We start from the raw sequence: 20,520 nt of genomic DNA, 5'->3' as shown, positions 1-20,520 counted from the left end.
ACATGGTAACACCCGAAGATATTAAGCTGTTGGCCGCCTCGGGTGAAGGCTACAACGCAGAGTTCAAGGTATCGGTTCCCTCCAAGGTAAAGGATATTACCGAGGAGGTTTGCGCCTTTGCCAATGCGGCAGGCGGTGTTGTGCTTATTGGCGTAAACGACCAAAACCAAATTGTTGGCGCCCCAATTGATAACGCCAAACGCTCTTCCATTCAAAACAGCCTAAGCGAGATTTCACCCCCGCTCTCCTGCTCGCTTTCGGTGGTTGAGGTGGATGGTAAATCCATTGGGGTTATCGAAGTTCCTTCTGGTCCAAATAAACCCTACGTCTTTTTGGGTTCCATCTTTGTTCGCATTGGCCCCAACTCCCAGAAGTTAACCACTGCCGAGCAGATGCGCGACTTCTTCCAGCAGTCCGATAAAATATACTTCGACGAGGTGGCCTGCCCAGCCTTCCAGCCCTCCGCTATGGTTGACGAGGATTTCCTACAGCACTTTAAGGCCGAATCAAAAATAGGCGCTTACGTCTCCGATGGGCAGATTTTTAGCAACCTTAAGCTGCTTACCGAGTCGGGACAGTTTAAGAATGGCTCTGTTCTTTTCTTTGGTAAGGAACCCAACGCCATAATCGAAACTGCCATCGTTCGTTGCGTTGCCTACAGCGGTTCCGACAAGCGATTCATCACCGACGACAAGTCTTTTGGTGGAAACCTTTACGCTCAATTTAGGCAGTCCATGAGTTGGATTAGCTCCAAACTCGATGTTACTTACGACATAGAAGGTCAGGGGTCTGGCCCTCGAAAGGAGATTTGGGAAATACCCGAAACGGTATTTAAGGAGTCTATTATTAACGCCCTAGCGCACCGCGACTACTACGATAAGGGTGGCTCTATCCTTATCGAAATTTTCGAAGACAGGGTAGAGATTTCCAACCCAGGTGGTTTGGTTAGCGCCATTCCTACAGCCGAGTTTGGTACCAAGAGCTACTCCCGCAACCCTCTTATTTTTGGCCTTTTTGCACGTATGCACTTGGTCGAGAAGTTGGGCTCTGGTATCGTTCGTATGCGCGAGCTCATGAAGGAGGCCAGTCTTCCTTTGCCGCTTTTCAACACGAGTGGTATCTTTACCGTTATTTTACAACGTCCTTCTAAAAGTTCGGTGAAAAGTTCGGTGAAAAGTTCGGTGAAAAGTTCGGTGAAAATCGTGGAAATGATTTGGGAGAACCAGCATATTACCATTGCCGAGATGGCCGAAAGGCTTGGGATTACATCCAGAGCCGTCGAAAAACAGCTCGCCAACCTTAAGGATAAGGGTACCATCAGTCGTATCGGTAGCGATAGCGGTGGATATTGGGTTGTAAATCCTTTAAATGAATAAAGCTTAGATTATGTCAACAGGCACCAGAGAGGAACACTTAGAAGAGCATATCACTCGATACTTAAGTCGCAACATCAATCCCGACTTCTCCGAGTATGTAACAAAAACTACCGCTTGTTACGATAAGGATTTATGCCTAATACAGGAAGACCTCATCGATTTTATTAAGGATACGCAGTTTGAAAAGTATCAAAAAATCGAGGAGCAATATGGTGCCGATACCGACAGAAAAATAGCCTACTATGCTTCGGAGCTCATTCGCAAGGAAAAAAATAAAACGCTTGCCTACTTCCGCATGAAGCTTAAGATATGCGGTCAGCATCTCGATACGGTTTACTTTAAACCCCAGCACGACAAATCGCCTGAGCATTGGGATTGGTACAAAAAAAACCGTCTCACGGTTGTACGCCAGCTCAAGTACTCCCATCAAAACGAGAATTCGGTGGATGTTGTGCTCTTTGTCAATGGCATGCCGGTGGTTACCATCGAACTAAAGAATGCCCTTACAGGTCAATACCTTTCCGACGCCATAAAGCAGTACATCAAAGACCGCGACCCTAAGGAGCCGCTTTTCGAGTTTAAGCGCTGCTTGGTGCACTTTGCGGTTAGCACCGAAAAGGTGGCCATGTGTACTGAGTTAAAAAGGAAAAGCACCTACTTCCTGCCCTTTAACAAGGGATTGGTTAACACCGACGACAACAACTATGCAACAGCTTACCTTTGGGAGGATGTCTTAAACAAAGACTCGTTACTTAACCTGACACAGAACTACATCAACGTTCAGGTAAACAAGGATAAGTACTTCGATACAAGGACTGGAAAAATCAGGGAGAGCGAGAAGGAGGTTTTGATATTCCCCCGATATCACCAACGCCGAGCTGTAGAACGCCTATTAAGCGCTCTCAAAAAGGATGGAGTTGGGAATAAGTACCTCATCCAGCACTCGGCTGGTTCTGGTAAGTCTAACACTATTGCATGGCTTGCCCACCGCCTCTCTGGCTTTTACCAAAACATCAACGACAACAAGGCGCTTTTCAACAGCACCATTGTGGTAACCGATCGTAGGGTGCTAAATAGGCAAATACAGGATAGTATTCGCCAGTTCGAGCAGGTTCCTGGTGCCGTTGTCTATATCGACGACAGCCAGCCAAGTTCTGTTCTTGCTAAGGCAATCGAAAACTGTACGCCAATAATTGTAACCACCCTATTTAGGTTTCCTGTAATCTCCGAATCTATAGTACAAAATAGGGATAAAACCTACGCGGTAATTATCGACGAAGCGCACAGCTCGCAAACTGGCGAGGCTGCCCGCCACCTTCGTAAGACTCTATCGCTCGACGAAGCCGAAAAACTGGATGGCACCGACAAATCGTTGGACGATATCATCATGGAGGAAATCAGGGCAAAGGGCGACCAAAAGAACGTCTCCTTCTTTGCCTTTACGGCAACTCCAAAAGACAAGACCATCGAAATGTTTGGAACAGTCATAGGCAATAAAAAGGATGCTTTCGACAAGTACACAATGGAGCAGGCCATCAAGGAAGGCTTCATCAAGGATGTGCTTAAAAACTACATGAGTTGGAAACGTTACTACAAACTCATCAAGCGGAGAGATATCGAGGATAAGGAGTACGACAAGAAGAAAACGGTTCGACTACTTGCCTCCTTCGTCGATTTACAGGACCACGCCATCGAGAAAAAGGCTCGCATTATGATTGAGCACTTTGTAGCACATACCCAGAACGAAATTCAGGGCAAGGCTCGTGCTATGCTCGTAACCCGTTCTCGCCTACATGCTGTTCGCTTTAAGCGAAAATTCGATGAGATAATGCGTGAAATGAGGCTTCCTTATGGGGCGCTTGTTGCCTTTAGCGGTACGGTTACCGATTCCGAAACGGGCTTGGACTACACTAAGGAAAACATGAACAACCTTGGTGGTCGTATAGAGATTCCAGATGCGCTAAAGATGCCACAATTCCGCATCCTTATCGTGGCCAACATGTACCAAACCGGTTTTGACGAGCCGCTACTCCATACCATGTTTGTCGATAAAAAATTGGGTGGGCCAAATACCGTGCAAACGCTAAGTAGGTTAAACCGCACCTGCTCGGGTAAGGATACAACCATGGTACTCGACTTTGTAAACGACCCCGAAAAGGTTCAGGAAGACTTCCAGAAATACTACGGTAGCAACTACATGGAACTCGACGACCAAACCGATCCTAACAGCCTCTACGATATTCAAAATAAGATAGACTCGTTCAACATCATTTACGGGAACGACATCGAGCGCTTTGCCGAACTATTCTTTAAAAAGGGCGACCACAAGGAAAAGCTTCAGCCCATTCTTAACGAAATTGTTCGCAGGTACTCCATAGAGTTGGATGCCGAGCAGCAGTTCGAATTTAAAACGGCCTGTAAAAACTACATTCGCTTCTACCGTTTCATTGCCCCAATAATGACCTTTGCCGATGTGTTGCTCGAGAAGTACTATGTACTGCTTACGAACCTCTATAAAAAGCTACCATACACAAAGGAAGCCCTACCAACCGAAGTGCTAGAGGAGGTAGACCTCGACAGCTATAAACTACAGCATCAGTATACCACCGATTTAACCCTCGAATCATCCGATACCGCCATGCAAGGCATGACACCGGGCGGCAGCGCAAAACCAGCCGAGAGTGAGTTCGATTTGCTTAGCCATATCATCAAAACCCTAAACGACACCTTTGGCCTAGAACTTAAGGATGAAGATAAGGTAGATTTTGAGCGAATGAAGAAGAACATCTACGACAACCAAGAGTTAATGTCATTCTTCAATGCCCACAACACCAAAGATAACATCCAGGATAAATTCTTTGAGGAGATAGACAACGAACTGCTAAATTTCATTAACACCAAGCTCGACTTCTACAACAAACTCTCAGAAGACAAAGTAAACCACATGTTCAAGCACATTTGGTTCAACGATATCTACGACAAAAAAGTCAGAGGTATCAGCCACGCAAAATAAGTTGAACTCAATTTATTAAAGAGGCTGACAAAAAAGTCTGCTCATTTTCTGAAAAATTGAATTTTTGTATTCGTTCTTATATAGTAAAGTGAATAAAAAAGGCAAAAAAATGGGCTGTCCCATTCTTTTTGGACAGCCCATTTATGTGTTTGATTGTTAATCCAAATTCAATTCTATCCCTCTGTTACTAAATCAACTTCTGCCAAAAGTTTTCCTTTCAATTCAAGGCTCTTCTCTATTGTATAATGAGCCAGTATAGTACCATTCGCTTCATCCTTCAAAAAATATTCTTTCCCTTCTGGCTGCACATTTTCTGCTCTAAAAACCTTTAGCAACCTATCAACATGCTCATGATCCATCTCTTTATACAAACTAAGTCTATATAATTTTAAACTTGCTTCAAAGCATATTCTAAGTTGATAGTATACCTTATTAAGGTCTTTATATTCAAGGTAGATAAACGCTTTTTCAGAAGTTCCACGTCCATAACAGTAATCTATTCTGGTAAATAAAGGCATTATATCATTTTCCTCATTCCCTCTATACTTGATGAATTGCTCTAAATATAGAGAATACGAGTATAGTTCTGCATTGTAACCACTTGCTGAACTGCTACCTACCAGAAGTACCCTATCACCTTCGAATCTAACTAAACTCTCCCTACAGAACCTAATCAGTTCGGGATATAGAAGCAATTTGTCTCTCCAATCTGAGGTACGTGTGCTTTTAACCAACTCTTGCATGCCCTCAATTTCTTTTGTTTCCTCCAATTTATCGAGTAGTTGCTTGTACAGAGTTAGTTTATCACCATCTTGAAAAAACACACTTCTCCAATCATTTCTTTTACCCGTAGAGTACATCTTCATAAAACTATGATTACTGCCATCTACCTTGAGTAGATAATTACCTTGAGTAAGCAAAGCTTGTTCAAGGAGTACGCTATCATTTTGTTCTAGCTTGCTAGAGTTTATGTTGTATTTCTTATCAAAAATATTGCAACTCTTTATTCCATAAGATCTAAACTTCTCAAGGTCGTGCGATTCACTTTTTTCTTCCTTTGACATAGTAAATAAAAATCCAATCTGTCCTTTGAAGTAGGCATTGTTTTCGAATTGTATAATTAATTGTTCCCAGCTATTGTTAGCAACATATTTAGCCTTGACGATCTCTTCTTTAACCTGCTTTTTGTCAAAACCTTCTAATTCCCCTTTATTAATTATATAGTCCAAGATGTTATTAATACCATCGCTCAAGTTGTCAATACCTAGTAGTGCTCTCTTAAAATCTGCGGCATTATCTATTCTACTATTTTCCACTAGGTTTCTAACAACTCTCATCCAACTAAAGAATGCATCATCTTCTACATTTTCAATCTTTAGTAAGTATTTTGCCATTGCATAAAAATTTACCTTGTCAGGGTATGACATCACACCTGTTATGAAATTTTTAAATGGTTCATTTTTCGTCTTGCCAAAATAATTAATCGTTTTATCTTCTCGGTTGAGTATGCGATTGATCAACCTGTTACTATCTGAAATTTTATCTAATAATAGCAACATCTCATTAAGGTATTCGTACCGATTTTCTAAGTAATCAGGCACTATACTCTCTAATATTGCTTTATTGCTTTTGTAAATGTACTCACCATCATCTCCTTTTATGGTAGCCATTTCTCTTATAATCAAATCATTCTGCTTACCCTCTGAATCATCAGTTAATTTAGCAGTTCTAACCATGTAAATTTGCGCCATATTACGTACAAAGCGCATAAACTCTTCATCAATAAGGTAATTTTTTTCATCTTTATTCTCCCAGATGAGATCAGTCCATTTTGTATCAAATTTTTCCGTCCATTGTGGTACATAAATACAACTACAGTTCTCACTATTGTCAGCATCATTTTCTTTATCCCATTTTTCAATTTGCTCAAATAAATACGATTTGAAATTTTCAAATGGAGTCAACGGTACACCTCTCGAATTCATTTTAATGTATAAATCATCTGTAAGATCATAATCGTCGAGATTCAAAAATTCAAAGCTAACTATATTGTTTGCTGAAAGATTTTCCCAACATTCTTTGAGTTTCTCTATATCTAAATCTTTAAATTGCTTATGAATTTCATCTATCATATTGAGCATAGCCTCTACAGTAGGATCGTTACTCCAAGTTGTGTAAAACCAATTAGAGTCTTTTATTTGTTCAGATATAATCCCTGTAAAGTCAAAATTCGTAATCTTATTTTTTATAACATTCACAAGTTCTTTGCAAAAATCTTTAGAACTTGGTCGTACTTGATAACTAAACTTATTTAGTTTCCCTATTTCATCATATTTACCGAGACGTGCAAGAATATACCAATGCAGTAAGTATAGAGTTGTAAGCCTTTGCTGCCCATCGAGTGGTAGAAAAGATGTTTTTGTGCTTTTTTCTTCGTCTATTTTTTCTTCGGTTATTTCAATCCTTAAATCTAACTCCAGATTCTTGGCGTATATTTTTACCGAATCAAGCATACTATAAACTGCTGCAGTATTATCTTTAAACCTTTTCTCATTTAAAATGCCTCTAATTTTACCATACACAAAATTAAGATGCAGCAATTCACCATTAACTACTGTATTCCTTAGTTGTGCCACAAAGGTTTCTCGAATATCATTAACCTTTGAGTTATCTCTACCTTGTGCATAATCACGTTGTATTACGGGTATTTCAATTCTATGCTCACCTATAAGACTCCAAAAGGTATATTTATTGCTTGATTTAGTTGTTTCCATCTTTGTAGTAGTTTTGTAATGTGCTTTTTATATTCTCAAGATATAGTTTTCGGTCATCAAATCCCCATAGTTCAAATTGTACATTAGCTCCCGAGTAGTATTTCATAAAGGCATTTCTTGTACAAATTGGGATAAATAAATTCGTATACTCTACATCTTCTTTTCTGTCAATTTTAAGAATAGTATTGCGTTTATCTTTAAACGTATTGTTTCCTATCTTGGTGTTTGTTTTTCCATCTAATAGAGCTAGATTTCTAATGCTATCTTTTTGTAAATAGATACTAGTCTCTTCTTCCAGTGAAGCAATTATTGCTTTTATTTTAAAATCCTTGACTTCTTCATTATCTGATAGTGTGTTTAGTCCATCTGTAATTTCACTTTTGTTTTTAATAAAATTTACTTCAACATCCTTATTCTCATCTTTCTTGTCCTTAATTAACGCTTCTAAATCGATGAGCCATGATAATATTTCTTTTTTTGTTTTTAAATCATTGGCCTTTTGTGCATGAATATGTTCTAAACTCCAGTCTGTACTTTTGTAGTAGGCAAACGGAAATCTGAAGTTGGGTTCCGATTTTCGGTAGGTTTCAATATTGAACAGAAGGAGTACTGAAAGTGTTTTATCATAAAGATTCTTTTCGTATGATAGTTCATCAATAGAGTACGAATCATTGCTAAATTTATTCCTTATAATTTTCACCAATTTATCTTTAAACTCCGATTTCCTACAACCCTTACTCTCTTTTATAATTTCCTTAATGTTAGAAAATTTTCGTGCAATAATAAACCCTATAAGATTATACATATCATTATCTAGGTACCACTCCTTTAGAGTTTGTGCAAATTTCTTTATCTCGCTCCAGTCTAGTTCTTTGTTTTTGCTTTTTTCATTGTAAATCCTATAAGTATAGAGCTTGTCCTTATTTTGTGAGTTATTTAATAGTTCAAATATGTAGTCTATTCGTGTTTGATATTGATTTTTATCATTGTCGTTGTTTATAAAATACCAAAAATTATCGTCTTTAAGCATTACCTCAATTTGGTTCCACTCATTTGCTAGTTCATTTTGTTTTAGTGATCGTATTTCTTTGTTATTGTCACTTATACCATTGATAAATAGTGCTTTTATCCGCTCGGAGTTAGTTAAATCTATTTTACCGCTATTGATATCCCTAAACACTACTTTAGCGTTTTTATTTACCTCTTCGTACCAAATAAATCGGGTTCTAGTTAAAAGTTTTATTTTGAAGGATTCTATAAGTTTTTCCTTACAGGTTTCTTCTTCTTTTTTTAGACCTGTAAACCAATCAACAATGGTTAACGCTGCCATAAAGAAATGGTAGTTATCTATCTTATCTAGTTCATTTCTTGTCTTAATAAATTCTTCCCATTTTTCATTAACGTTTTTTATGAAATTATCTATGCTTTTTTCAGTAGTGTCTAAATTTAAATTCCCTTCAATTTTACAATTGCTTATAATTCCAAATATATTATTAAGATAATCAACACTTTCCGATCTCGTTTGATACCTTACGTTATATGTCTTATTGCCTAAATATTTTAATATTAAATAAATAGTAGTAAGTCTTTGCTGCCCATCTATTACTTCAAAAATATCACTAATTCCATCTCCATATAATTTCTTACCTTTACCTTCTTCCTCTTTATCAGCTGTTATCACTAGCGGTTGTAAACAGTAAAAACTAGTACTTGAAGTCTCCTCAAAACTGTTGATATCGTCCAGTAATTCTACGACTTGCCTAACAGTCCACTTGTAACCTCGTTGATAGTCGTCAATAAAAAAATTATGCCCAATTAACGACTCTACTGTTCGTGTTTCAAAGTTATTTCTATTGTCACACATGATTTATGGTTTGTTTATATTTGTCAAACAACATTAATACAGCACATTGTATTCTATTCACCAATCTCTTTTTTTACTTTAAAAATAACTAATATTAATGTATTTACATTTCCATACGTCAATACTTTACTTATACTTTATAGTAGAAACCACCATGCAAGCATGGCAGATAAACACATTTAACCCGAACAACCCTAACGCCAACAATCCCAACCTCATTAAGCCATCAACCCCTTTTTAGCAGAATTCACTTCTACTCCCGACTCCCATCTCCCTATTCACTAAGAAGATTCCCCGGAACTGTTGGCTCCAGCCTGTCATGCAATTTTATGGTTTATACTATCGGTAAATTATTTTGTTGGTTTTTCTTGTCGCTAAGAAAATCATTACAAATCAAACCATTTTTCTTCAAAAACAGTAACGAAAGCAATTTTCTACATATTGATAGCAGGTTGGTATAAAATGTAAATTCCAGGAGGACATTTGACACCTCCCTGCATAATGTCTTTATTATGTTTGTCCTCTTCATTTTCAGGAATATCGTTAAAAAACTTAGCTGTGGTTTCGCCAATGTAATCCAAGGTGTGCATTTCATCGAAGTAAAAATAAGAGAATGTTGTATTGCTGGTAAAATAAATCTGCTTGAGTTGCATTATTTGATTTTCGGTGATTGTACCTAAATATGCAAAAGCGATTCTTAGTGTACCTCCATTTCTAAGGTGATAAAGTACATCATAGTAATCAATGCATATCCAACTTATGACGAAGGAAGCTTTGTAGAGTACACCAATTGGTAAAGCCATTAGTTCGCTATACAAACCGTTATTTCGGTTGACATCTGATTGACAAACTTCTATGATAAAGTTAGCCTTTGCGGAAATGCATTTGGGAATTTCTCTTTCATATCGATTTAGCACAACTCCAATGGTTGCAACAGTTTTCGATTTTAAGCTACAATCAATCATCCTTGTGGCAACATCCTCAAAAAGAGCAATTGCGCTGCTATCGTCAACATCCAATATGATAAAGTTAAACTGCTCTCTATTCTTGGCATAATGTTGTTTTAGACGCATGGATAGTTCCTCAACAGTATTCACCTCAAGAGGGAAGATTCTTGCGCCTAACTCATCCTCCATAACACACTTGTACACAAATAAACTTTCGACATTATTCACAATATGGTTTACAACTTCATGCCCAATTTCGCCCAGTCCGACAATATTGCTTGCTTCGTTCGTAAATAATTTCATAAGAATCTTGGTGTAAGTACTAAATTTACTTTTAGCGGCTTTAATCTCTCAAATAAAACTCCCATATACGTCAAAAGATGTCGCCTACTTAAGTTTTTACTGATTTGTCTACTTTTTCATCTTATCACGTCACCTCTTGTCGTACCCTACTCCTTTATTTGCGGTACAATCAGCGAAGCCGAAAACTGTTTAGAGTAGGCAACATTTTAAGACCTAACAAAATGGCAAATTTTTACTGTAAGTATTGTGGTACAAAAGCATCAAGTATTTCAGGATTAACTTCAAACTCTTGTCACAGGCATCCTCTTGGTTCTGGAAAAGGTAAGCATGCTCTTTACGAGGGTAGTGAAAAAAGCCAGTACGTATGTAAGTACTGTGGCACTAAAGCATCTTCAATTTCAAGCCTAACCGCAAATACTTGCCATAGGCATCCTAATGGTCCCGGTAAGGGCCGTCACGAACCTGCATTGTAGCTTATGATTCGCTCTTTTACAGCAATCGATTTTGAGACTGCACAAGGTAAGCGTTGGAGCATCTGCCAAGTTGGACTTGTTTGTGTTCAAAATGGTATGGTCACAAATGAATTATCCCTACTTGTTAAACCTCCCCAAAACTACTTTTGGGGTAGGTTTACCGATATTCATGGCATATCCCCCGAAGATACAGCCAACGCTCCAACCTTCGATCAAATATGGCATCAGATAAAACCATACATCGAAAATCAGGTGGTTGTGGCGCACAACGGTTTTGCTTTCGATTTTCCTGTTCTTCGCGAAACGTTGGCATACTACGATATGCCCGAACCCGACTACAAAAAGTACTGCACCTACAAAATTTTTCGTTCAAACCTCGCGGCTCTCTGTCATAGTCACAACATTCCGCTTAACCATCACGATGCTCTTTCCGATGCTCGCGCATGCGCAAAGCTGTTTTTACTTCATCTTAACAGATAGATGGATATGTTTGCGATTTCTGTAGTGCGTGTTTTTTTTTGTTCATTCTTTTTTTAGTGCGACATATTTTGTCGCACCAGCCGTATATCTTTGAGAAAAAATAGAATTATACCATGGCACGAGAAGATTCAATTGGCCGTATATACCTTATCGTAAAAAGGCTCCGTTCCAATTATGCCTCATTCGAAGAAATCCGCGATTATTTGGGAAGTGTAGCCTGCTACGAGTCCTCCGATTATCACATATCCCTTCGCACTTTTCAGCGCGACTGTAAGCTTATCAGTAAGGTTTACAAGATAGAAATCGAGTATGATCCGCATGTCAAAGGTTATCGCATAATCAGCGACAACGATTCTGTTCTTAACCAAAGGATGCTCGAAGCCTACGATATCTTCAACGCTCTTAACCTAGCCGAACAGTTGTCCAACCATATCCATTTCGAGGATAGAAGGCCACAGGGCACCGAAAACCTTTACGGTATTCTTCATGCAATAACCAACGCTAAGTTGATTAAGTTTGGCTATCAGAAGTTTTGGGATGATTCGCCTACAAATCGCTGCGTAGAACCCTACGCGCTTAAGGAGTTTAAAAACCGATGGTACATCCTTGCCAAGGACAGGGGCGATAATCGTATTAAAAGCTTTGCCCTCGATAGGCTCACCGATTTCGAAGTTGCTAACGAAGAATTCTCCTATCCATCCAATTTTAATATCAATCAGCACTACCAAAGTTGTTTTGGCATTATTAGCCCAGATGGGCATCAGCCCGAAGAGGTCATCCTTTCCTTCGATGCCCATCAGGGCAAGTACATTAAAACTCTTCCGCTGCATCACTCTCAAGAGGTGCTTGTAGATAACGAAGAGGAGCTGGTTATAAAGCTGCAGATCTACATCACCTTCGACTTCAAGATGGAAATACTCTCGTATGGCGACAATGTAAGGGTGGTTAAACCTCAAAGTTTTATTGATGATATTAAGCAAACATACAGGAACGCTCTTAAGCAGTACAAAACCGAATCCTAAATAATAATGGAGTAGAATCATGGCAGTAAAATCAATGACTGAAACTTTAGATAGCCTTAACAACTTCCTTTCTGAGCCTATTAACGATTTAATGGAGCCGCTTAACTTGATGCATACCCTAAAAAAGAATTTTCACCTTCAGCTGATGCTCGTAGACTTCAAGCGGCACAACGAGGAGCTCCTCGCTAAAACGAGATCCGAAAAAAGTCAAGCGGTGGAAGCGCTAAACTTCGAGTGGGCTGCCAACCAGCGAGAACTAGAACGCGAATGCCTAAAGTACATTGCCCTAAGAGATAGGCTTCAACTAACCAGTTCTACATTTTCTATCAGCAAGCAGCAGTTCGTTTTCTTCTACTTCGGTTTAACAAAAAACGATGAGGTTCTAAAGGGTCTCTTCGAAAAAATGATTTAAAAATCACTTATATAAGCACTAGAATCCCCCGGGTCTGTTTGGGGCCGTTGTCTACAGCCTGTCATGCTTTTTGCATTCGGCGCCCTTCGCTACAGGGTGCTCCAATGGCTTCCGTTCCTACAGCCATCCCAGCACCCCTCCGCTACGGTTGCCGAGCAAAAAGGCGCAGCTTTCCCCCGGCCCCTGCTGCTCATGCCAGGCTTCCGCCAACGTAAGCTATTTTAACATAACGTGATATTATAGTACAACCCCCAAGGGGCTCCGCTCCGCTCCGGGCTGCGCCTTTGTCCTATAATCACATTATGCAAAATAGCCCCCAAACAGCCCCTCGCCCGCCCACCACCCCAAAATACAAATGCCACAGCATTCCCCGCCACCCTTTCAGCGGTGCGGTTTTGGAAGGGGGTGAGTAGGGCTGTCTTGTCCTAATATAGGTTGACACAAAAAAGTAGCCTATGTCAGCTAATAGTAGGACGAACCGGGTTGAAGTAAGCTTCTACTCGGACGAGTTTAAGCGGATGGTCGTTCGGGAGCATCTGGAGTACGGAACGCCGAAAGACCAGCTTAAGGCCAAGTACGGCATCAAGGGAAAGTCTGCCATATTAAATTGGATGCGTAAATTTGCGTACACCAACGAAAGTCCCATGAGCAAGCAAAAGCCGCAGCACGTCACCGCTGCCGGTTCGGAGTCGGAAGAGATCGCGCGCCTGAAGGCGGAGAACGAGCGCCTGCTTCAGGCGCTGGCGCACGAGCAGCTGCACGTACAGGTGCTGAACACGATGATCGACATCGCCGAGCGGGAGCTGAAGATTCCAGTGCGAAAAAAACCTGGAGCCAAACAGTAGACGAGATGGCCGACGCAGCGCCTACCGCCAGCATTGGCGAGCTCTGCGGGCTGTTTGGCGTTACCCGACAGGCCTACTACCAGCGGCAGCGGCAGGTGTACCGCGAGGCGGCTCACCAGGAGTTGCTGCTGGCGCTGGTGGCGGAGATCCGCGCGGATCAGCCGCGTATCGGCGGCCGAAAGCTGCTGGAGCTGGTCAACCCGCAGCTGGAGCCAGCGCTACAGGTGGGGCGTGACGCCTTCTTCGACCTGCTGCGCCGGGAGAAGCTGCTGGTGCGCAGGCTCAGGAGCCACACCTGCACCACGGATTCGAGCCACTGGCTGCACAAGTACCCCAACCTGATCCGGGAGCTGGAGGTAGCGCGGCCGCACCACCTGTGGGTGAGCGACATCACCTACGTCAGAACGGGTGAGGGCTTTGCCTACCTGTTCCTGGTTACCGATGCCTACTCCCGCAAGATCGTGGGCTGGCAGCTGGCCGACAGCCTGGAGGCCGTTCACGCGCTGGCGGCGCTCAACATGGCCATCGCCCAGCTGCCGGCCAGCGTGAAGGAGATCATCCACCACTCGGACAGGGGTGTGCAGTACTGCTGCAAGCGGTACGTCAAGCGCCTAACCCGGAGCGGTATTCGTATCAGCATGACGGAGAATGGCGATCCCTACGAGAACGCCATCGCCGAGCGGGTGAATGGCATCCTGAAGACGGAGTGGCTCTACTCGATGTCCCTCCCAACGCTGGTCGCAGCGAAGAAGGCGGTTGCCCGGATTGTTGGCGTGTACAACACCAAGCGACCGCACCTGAGCTTGGGCATGCTAACGCCTGAGGCCGCTCACCAGCAGGCTGGCCTGCTAGAGCGACGCTGGAAGAGCTACTACCGCAAGGAGAAGCAGGAGCAGAAGGTTGATCAAACCCTGCAATGAGCTACCTTTACGCCAGCAGTTCGAGGCGCTGAGCTCGGAGGAACCGAGCAGGAGTCCTTACACCCGCAAAGGAAGGCTACCGCTTTTAGCCCGTCAAGGGTAAAGCAAGCGGCTCGTTCCTCACCGCCCTTGACGGGCTAACGCAGCAGCCTATCGGGCAGGTGTAAACCCTCCGCTGAGGGAAAAGTGAGGTGGGGCAAAGCCCAGCCAATCGTAGTAAAGTAATCGGAATGCTTAACGGCATTCTTTATCGTAAAACTGTCAACTTTTTTTAGGACGAGACAGGCAGTGCATCTATCATGTGCCTGCGGTAGCAGCCAACGTTCGCTCATTCGCTTCTCCCTGGCTCCAAACTTTGCTCTTTCCGCGCAAGCCTGTCGCGGCGGTCGGTGCTGCTTCGCTGCCTTTTGTCCGCCACCTCGGCACCCCACGGCAAAAGTGGCTCGGGCCTTGCCGCTGTTCGTTGCTCCACCCGGTTGTCGTTGCTCCGCTCGTTCCTCTCTCCGCAGGCGCCACCCTGTTCCGCGCCTCACATCTGCTCATCCCTCACCACCCTTGCCCTTTTCCCCCAGCACCCTCGACACCATCGGCTACCCCCTCCAAAACCGCCCTTTGTTCACCCCATAAAAAGAGCTCCTTTTAAGCAATTTGCATTCCATATAGGGTAGTTCCTCCAAATCTTCATTTTTCATTTTCCATCCTTTCATTTTTCATCTTATCATATCCCTTCCGTCTAACTCCCGCTTAACTTCAGTATATTCCCGTTTAACTTCTAAAATCTAATGTCTAGAATCTAAAATCTATCGTCTATAATTCCCGCCCTCCCCATCCGATACGAAATGTAAGCCGTTCCGCGCCTAGGCGTCAAGGTCAAGCCCTGCGGGTTTTTCGTAAAATCTCCACCCTCGCCTTCGGGCCTCTGGCTCGGGTAGTATTTTCCGAAAAAACCTTGACCCAGCGCTCCACGTCCTTGGCTGGTCGCTATCGGTTGAAGAGGGCTACCTCTGCTCAGGCTATCAACCGTACAGATTTAATTCGTTGTTGAGGTTTCCCTTAACACACAAAAAAAGAGGACTCCCATTCGTGGAAATCCTCTCTAAAAGGTTTTACGGATTGCCGCTACTGCGGCTAAATCGCTGGTGTGCTACTCGCCATCAACCGAAACCTGGGCTACCGCCGTCATAACGCCACCCGCTAGGGTGATGTAGCCCGCAACGGCAACCAGCGCTGCCGGTAGCGCAATCGGGCTGGCGATAATCGCACCGCCCACGGCGGCTAGGCAGAGCCCGATGGTACGAACTCTTCTAAAAAACTTGGGGGTGGGAGCCGCTGCACGTTTGGCCAGGCTCATCTCATTTCCCTTCATGCTCGTTGGTTTTAAAGATGATTGTTTCGAGGTGGTGAATCCGGCGCTCTAGGAACTCAATTCGCTGGTTCATCAGCTCGTTAATCCCCTTGAACTCAGCCTTAATCAGCGCCATGGTCGCCTTTACCTCCGTCACGTCTTTTTCAACTCGCTTAAAGTCAGCTAGCAGCTGTCTTAGGAAGTAGGCTACAACGGCCAGCAGCACCGAGATCAGGGCGTAGAAGTAGGGTGCCGAATTCTCCATCTCCTGTAGGATTAGGGTTGAGGCTGCGCTAGGCCAGACACCTTAACCAGCGATACCGAGTTGTACTGCCCGTTCTTCAGCGAGTAGAGCTCGCCGTTGACCTGCTGGTAGAACTCCACGCCAAGTACCAGAAACAGCGGCTTAGTCTCCGCCTTGGTAAACGTGCTGCTCAGCGCTACCGCCTCCTTGGTGGGCTCTGCAGCTGCCAAGCTAACCTGGTAGGGCTGAGCTTCGCTTACCTCAAAGGTGCCCGCCTCAAAGTCTACCTTGGCAACGCCGGAGGTTAGCTTCACGTGCGTAGCCCCATCGGGTGCCCCGAAGTCGGCATTGGGCGTAATCACCCCAAAGTTTACGGCGGCCTTGCCCTCGACGCGGTCAATCGTTGAGGCCACCTTCCTGAAGTAGCACGTACCCAGCTTGGCGTTGCTGTTGAACTCAAATCCCTCCAGCAGCTCCAGCTCGCCATCCAGCACGTTGCGCTGACCTCGCGTACTCGTGGCGTCGGCCTTAACCACCCTCATCATCTCGCCCGTTAGGCGGCTGGTCATACGGCTGTCAGAGCCGTTCCTGATGAAGTTGCGCAGCGCATCCCTCAGCAGCTTGCCAGCCTTGCCGGAACGCCCAAACTCCGCACCGTTCTCGCGCGTACGCTCAAACGCCGGGTCGCTCTTGATGCGAGCCGCATCCACACCACCCTTCATGCGGGCAAGATGCCCATCCTTGGTCTTGTAGAAGGAGAGGTCTCCGACCGTTCCCTTCAGCTTAATTAGTCCTTCCTGTTTTGCCATAACCTAAAAATTTTGGTGAACAGGGGCAAGCTACAACCCGCCAGCCAATAATAAAACTAACCGCTTCCGATACTGGTCGTTATCGCCGCATTTTCACCCATCCTGCCGAATCGGGTAGCCCGTTTTTTTGTACCTTTGGGTTAGGCAACTCTAAGGATAAGCCAGAGATGCACCATACATCAAACCGACATAAAGCATAGGCTAAAATGAAGCAGGCACGCGTAGTCATTTACCCCAAGGACATCCAGCTCATAACGGGCAAGAGCGAGCGTTATGGGCGGATGCTGCTCAGCAAAATCCGCAGAGCATACCAGAAAGACGAGCACCAGTTTATCACCGTTCACGAGTTTGCCTCCTTTACCGGAATTCCCGAGGACGCAATTGAGCCCTATCTCAAGTAGGTTAACTTTAACCGAAAACAAGGGAACTGTACCACCAAAAAATCCCAAAATTCAAGCCTCAAAATCGGTGCGTCACCCAAAATAAGCCTCAATTGAGCACTAACCTTCAACCTTTTACAAATCGAGTTCGAATCCCTCCCTCTCCGCCAAGCAAAAATGCGGTTGTCCGAAAAAGGCAACCGCTTTTTGTTTTATGGCTACATGCCTCGCCAACCCTACTCTGTATGCAAATCTAAAGGGAGAGCCTCATAGTCGTCAGGTTAGGACGTAAGGATTGTTAGATGTTTGTCATCCCGGTAAAGGCCAGGATCTCCTGATGTTTAGCACTGTTCCTTTTCTTCTGTACGCCCTAGGCTGCATCAGCGCAAAACGTTAGGCAAAGACTGTGATTTCGCCTTCGCTAAATAACGAGCTACAGGCTATAATCAAAAGAAGCAGAAAATAGAGCGCAGCCATGGTATGGTTTTGCTAGATTTCCATTCTTTCGTCATAGTCGCAGACGATGACGAGCCTCGTACGTTTGAAATAAACTACTGCCAACTCTGTCAAGTCAGCTTGGCAGCTCAAGAAAAATATTTTGTAACCCAAAAGTCGAGTTGGAAGCCTAAATCCGCTCGGCGCAGCTAAAAAAAGTCGACTTGGAAGCTTGAAAAATAATTTTTGGGACAAAAAAGTCAACTTGGAAGGCTGAAAAAAATATTTTGCACCAAAAAAGTCGACTTGGAAGGCTGAAAAAAAATTTTTGTGGCAAAAAAGTCGACTTGGAGACTCGAAAAATAATTTTTGGGACAAAAAAGTCAACTTGGAAGGCTGAAAAAAAATTTTTGCACAAAAAAAGTCAACTTGGAGACTCGAAAAATAATTTTTGGGACAAAAAAGTCAACTTGGAAGACTGAAAAAAAAATTTTGCACAAAAAAAGTCAACTTGGAAGCTCGAAAAATAATTTTTGGGACAAAAAAGTCAACTTGGAAGGCTGAAAAAAATATTTTGCACCAAAAAAGTCGACTTGGAAGGCTGAAAAAAATTTTTTGTGGCAAAAAAGTCGACTTGGATGCTCGAAAAATAATTTTTGGGACAAAAAAGTCAACTTGGAAGGCTGAAAAAAATATTTTGCACCAAAAAAGTCGACTTGGAAGGCTGAAAAAAAATTTTTGTGGCAAAAAAGTCAACTTGGAAGGCTGAAAAAAAATTTTTGCACAAAAAAAGTCAACTTGGAGACTCGAAAAATAATTTTTGGGACAAAAAAGTCAACTTGGAAGACTGAAAAAAAAATTTTGTGGCAAATAAGTTGAGTTGGAAGCCTGAAACCTGTCAGGTTTTTAAAACCTGACAGGTTTGTCGCTAATAATCTTCATTTGGCGCAGGCAAAAAAGTCAGCGAGGAAGCCTAAAAACGAAATTTGCGAGCAAAAAAGTTGACTTGGTAGCCTGAATCCGTTTGGCGCAGGCCAAAAAGTTGACTTAACAGCTCAAGAATAGTATTACTACTATTCCTAAGGAGATCCCAGAACTACCGCCCGAGATGACAGGCTTTTTGGAACGTACCCTGTTGCCATACCCTCGCTGTAATCTACTAAATGCGCAAGGCTATTGCCATGTAGCGTCACCTACTACTGCAACCCAAACTAGCAAAAAAGCAAAGCGCAGCCGTGGTGGTGGCTGCGCTGGTGTATGTTTTTGCGGGTTTGGCGTTTAATGGCGGTGTAAGATCGCCCCGTTTACCAACCCTCTCCCTACCAATCAGGCAAAGCCTGCCAAACATAGCCCGACGGCGGCGAAGCCGACCGCCGAACGTACGCTGATGGTAGCCTCTGCTTAACTGAACAAAGCCGATTGGCGAACGTGTGCTATTTTTTAAAAATACGCGGTGCTCCTTTTGTGTCTTTAAAATACCCCTCCTTCTTTAATTCTATTATTAGACCCCAAATACCCCATGCACCTGTTACTAAAAATATAAATATTAGCGCTAAATAAGATTCCCAATCTGTTTCGGCTGTTATTACAGATTTGCCATTGACCGATAAGAGAACCAAATTATTAGTAAAGTCGCCCCCTTGATGGTATTCATACTTAACGGGATGCCCAATGATGTTGTTTATGCCAAAAGAATCTATTTTTTCAGTTTCGTATGTGTAAACACGGATGTTATAAGTACTATCCCCTATTAGTATGTAGTAAGTATCTATTCCTCTACTTCCTCCTCCCCATGTCCTTCCCTTGACAAATTCAACGGTCTTCTCTATGTTTTTAACGTATGCAGTTCCTTTTTCTAGTTCATAAAATTCTGTTGGAAGAAAAAAGAAGGAAGCAATAAAGCAGCCGATAGAAATTACAAAAGCCAAAGGTGCTAACTTTACTAGTAACTTCTTGATTTTACTAGTAAACAGTGTTGTCATCTCCATAAAATGCTTTTAAGTTATTAAGTGAACTAGTTATTTTTTTAATATTATCATCACCAAGTTCAGTTGCGATTTCTTTATCTCGCGCAATTACATTCCAAGTGTTGTATATCGAAGTAAACCACTCAGCATTGGTTATTGAAAAAACGGTTGATGCTGTTAACTCTACGCCTTTGATAATTTCGAAATTACGCATTAAATCTGGATATTTCTTTTCTAACTTTTTCTTAATTTTTTTCTGGTCTAAAACAGCACATGCACTTTCTTTGAAAAATTTTAGCAAAATTGTAACTTTCTGTATTGCTTTGGCATCTTTGAGTAATGCAAGTCCACCAAGACAGGTGTAGGCTGTATAAGCATTAGCTATAAAGTTTACAACATCAACTTTAAGTTTATCCTGTTCGTTGTTGAGTAGATAAACTAGAGCAAATGCAGGCATTGAAATCACAGGCCGGCTACCCTCTGGTTTGATAAAATCAAAATCACCTGCTCGCCGTAGTCTGCCAAAACGCTCGAGGCTAGGCGAAGTTTGTAACTTCGACTTTGCTAAGTAGCGGTCTGCTGAGTGCAACCAAAAGTAGCAAAAAATAAAGCGCAACCGTGGTGGCTGCGCTTTTATGAGTGGTGCTGTTTCCCCCCGTTCGCCGTAGTTTACATCAGCGCTCGAGGCTAGGCGAAGTTTGTAACTTCGACTTTGCTAAGTAGCGGTCTGCAGACCGCAATTAGTAGGTTATCCACGGTAAGTCTATTTGTACCACATCCAAAACGCCATCCAATCCAGCGTAGCTGCGAGCGCTTGAATATAGGTAATCTTCGGGTTTAGTAACTAAGCCTGCACGTACGGGATTATCGTGCAAGTAATCCAACTTTTCGCGGATAAAATCTGGAGAATA

18 protein-coding genes are annotated in these 20,520 nt (G+C 42.9%); 10 read left to right on the top strand and 8 right to left on the bottom strand.

Features of this window, described 5'->3' with window-relative positions:
• Positions 1–2 precede the first annotated feature (2 nt).
• Together CLV25_RS15720 and CLV25_RS15715 are read left to right on the top strand one after the other, a co-directional pair.
• Complete coding sequence (locus CLV25_RS15720; protein ID WP_131840623.1) at positions 3–1,376, top strand: AlbA family DNA-binding domain-containing protein; 1,374 nt, start codon at positions 3–5, stop codon at positions 1,374–1,376.
• 10 nt (positions 1,377–1,386) lie between these two features.
• A complete protein-coding gene (locus tag CLV25_RS15715; protein WP_131840622.1) occupies positions 1,387–4,389 on the top strand; it encodes a type I restriction endonuclease subunit R in 3,003 nt (1,000 codons plus the stop codon).
• A 173-nt stretch (positions 4,390–4,562) separates the two neighbouring features.
• Here CLV25_RS15715 and CLV25_RS15710 read toward each other — a convergent pair whose 3' ends face one another.
• Both CLV25_RS15710 and CLV25_RS15705 read right to left on the bottom strand, forming a co-directional pair.
• Complete coding sequence (locus CLV25_RS15710; protein ID WP_131840621.1) at positions 4,563–7,163, bottom strand: DUF262 domain-containing protein; 2,601 nt, start codon at positions 7,161–7,163, stop codon at positions 4,563–4,565.
• Positions 7,150–9,027, bottom strand: coding sequence for a DUF262 domain-containing protein (locus tag CLV25_RS15705; protein ID WP_131840620.1), 1,878 nt, complete (start codon positions 9,025–9,027; stop codon positions 7,150–7,152). Before CLV25_RS15705 ends, CLV25_RS15710 begins: the two co-directional genes overlap by 14 nt.
• Positions 9,028–9,124: 97 nt before the next feature.
• On the opposite strand from CLV25_RS15705, the gene CLV25_RS15990 reads away from it, so the two are divergent.
• Positions 9,125–9,268 carry a hypothetical protein gene (locus CLV25_RS15990; RefSeq protein ID WP_165877114.1) on the top strand — a complete coding sequence of 48 codons (144 nt, stop codon included), beginning with the start codon at positions 9,125–9,127 and terminating at the stop codon, positions 9,266–9,268.
• Between the two features lie 193 nt (positions 9,269–9,461).
• Here CLV25_RS15990 and CLV25_RS15700 read toward each other — a convergent pair whose 3' ends face one another.
• Positions 9,462–10,277, bottom strand: a complete 816-nt coding sequence (locus CLV25_RS15700) for a hypothetical protein (protein WP_131840619.1) — start codon at positions 10,275–10,277, stop codon at positions 9,462–9,464.
• 476 nt (positions 10,278–10,753) lie between these two features.
• Between CLV25_RS15700 and CLV25_RS15690 the strand changes: the two genes are divergently transcribed.
• The 5 genes from CLV25_RS15690 to CLV25_RS15670 all read left to right on the top strand — a co-directional run bounded on the left by CLV25_RS15690 (position 10,754) and on the right by CLV25_RS15670 (position 14,429).
• Complete coding sequence (locus tag CLV25_RS15690; RefSeq protein WP_207895718.1) at positions 10,754–11,230, top strand: 3'-5' exonuclease; 477 nt, start codon at positions 10,754–10,756, stop codon at positions 11,228–11,230.
• 113 nt (positions 11,231–11,343) lie between these two features.
• On the top strand, positions 11,344–12,252 hold the full coding sequence (locus tag CLV25_RS15685) for a helix-turn-helix transcriptional regulator (protein WP_131840617.1): 909 nt from the start codon (positions 11,344–11,346) through the stop codon (positions 12,250–12,252).
• Between the two features lie 34 nt (positions 12,253–12,286).
• Positions 12,287–12,664 (top strand): hypothetical protein, encoded by a 378-nt coding sequence (locus tag CLV25_RS15680; protein WP_207895716.1) that lies wholly within the window; start codon positions 12,287–12,289, stop codon positions 12,662–12,664.
• Positions 12,665–13,119: 455 nt separating this feature from the next.
• Complete coding sequence (locus tag CLV25_RS15675) at positions 13,120–13,509, top strand: transposase (protein WP_131840615.1); 390 nt, start codon at positions 13,120–13,122, stop codon at positions 13,507–13,509.
• Positions 13,510–13,514: 5 nt separating this feature from the next.
• Positions 13,515–14,429, top strand: coding sequence for an IS3 family transposase (locus CLV25_RS15670; protein WP_131840614.1), 915 nt, complete (start codon positions 13,515–13,517; stop codon positions 14,427–14,429).
• 1,144 nt (positions 14,430–15,573) lie between these two features.
• Here the strand turns inward: CLV25_RS15670 and CLV25_RS15665 are convergent.
• From CLV25_RS15665 to CLV25_RS15655, 3 genes are read right to left on the bottom strand one after another with little or no spacing between them, the layout of a single operon-like run.
• A complete protein-coding gene (locus CLV25_RS15665) occupies positions 15,574–15,795 on the bottom strand; it encodes a hypothetical protein (RefSeq protein ID WP_207895715.1) in 222 nt (73 codons plus the stop codon).
• On the bottom strand, positions 15,782–16,039 hold the full coding sequence (locus CLV25_RS15660) for a hypothetical protein (protein WP_131840613.1): 258 nt from the start codon (positions 16,037–16,039) through the stop codon (positions 15,782–15,784). The genes CLV25_RS15665 and CLV25_RS15660 overlap by 14 nt, the downstream gene beginning before the upstream one ends.
• 11 nt (positions 16,040–16,050) lie before the next feature.
• Positions 16,051–16,827 (bottom strand): hypothetical protein, encoded by a 777-nt coding sequence (locus CLV25_RS15655; RefSeq protein WP_131840612.1) that lies wholly within the window; start codon positions 16,825–16,827, stop codon positions 16,051–16,053.
• 206 nt (positions 16,828–17,033) lie between these two features.
• Between CLV25_RS15655 and CLV25_RS15650 the strand changes: the two genes are divergently transcribed.
• Together CLV25_RS15650 and CLV25_RS15645 are read left to right on the top strand one after the other, a co-directional pair.
• Complete coding sequence (locus CLV25_RS15650; protein ID WP_131840611.1) at positions 17,034–17,228, top strand: hypothetical protein; 195 nt, start codon at positions 17,034–17,036, stop codon at positions 17,226–17,228.
• Between the two features lie 925 nt (positions 17,229–18,153).
• Positions 18,154–18,411: a hypothetical protein gene (locus tag CLV25_RS15645; RefSeq protein WP_131840610.1), complete on the top strand. Its 258-nt coding sequence runs from the start codon at positions 18,154–18,156 to the stop codon at positions 18,409–18,411.
• A gap of 664 nt (positions 18,412–19,075) precedes the next feature.
• Here the strand turns inward: CLV25_RS15645 and CLV25_RS15640 are convergent.
• Both CLV25_RS15640 and CLV25_RS15635 read right to left on the bottom strand, forming a co-directional pair.
• On the bottom strand, positions 19,076–19,630 hold the full coding sequence (locus tag CLV25_RS15640) for a hypothetical protein (protein ID WP_131840609.1): 555 nt from the start codon (positions 19,628–19,630) through the stop codon (positions 19,076–19,078).
• The gene (locus tag CLV25_RS15635) at positions 19,605–20,225 is read right to left on the bottom strand and encodes a hypothetical protein (RefSeq protein WP_131840608.1); all 621 of its coding nucleotides are present in this window, start codon (positions 20,223–20,225) and stop codon (positions 19,605–19,607) included. Before CLV25_RS15635 ends, CLV25_RS15640 begins: the two co-directional genes overlap by 26 nt.
• Positions 20,226–20,520 lie beyond the last annotated feature (295 nt).

This window comes from Acetobacteroides hydrogenigenes, from assembly GCF_004340205.1.
In the GTDB taxonomy this organism is placed as follows: Bacteria; Bacteroidota; Bacteroidia; order Bacteroidales; family ZOR0009; genus Acetobacteroides; species Acetobacteroides hydrogenigenes.
The sequence above is the reverse complement of the archived record's forward strand: the minus strand, read 5'-3'. Positions and strand labels throughout refer to the sequence as shown.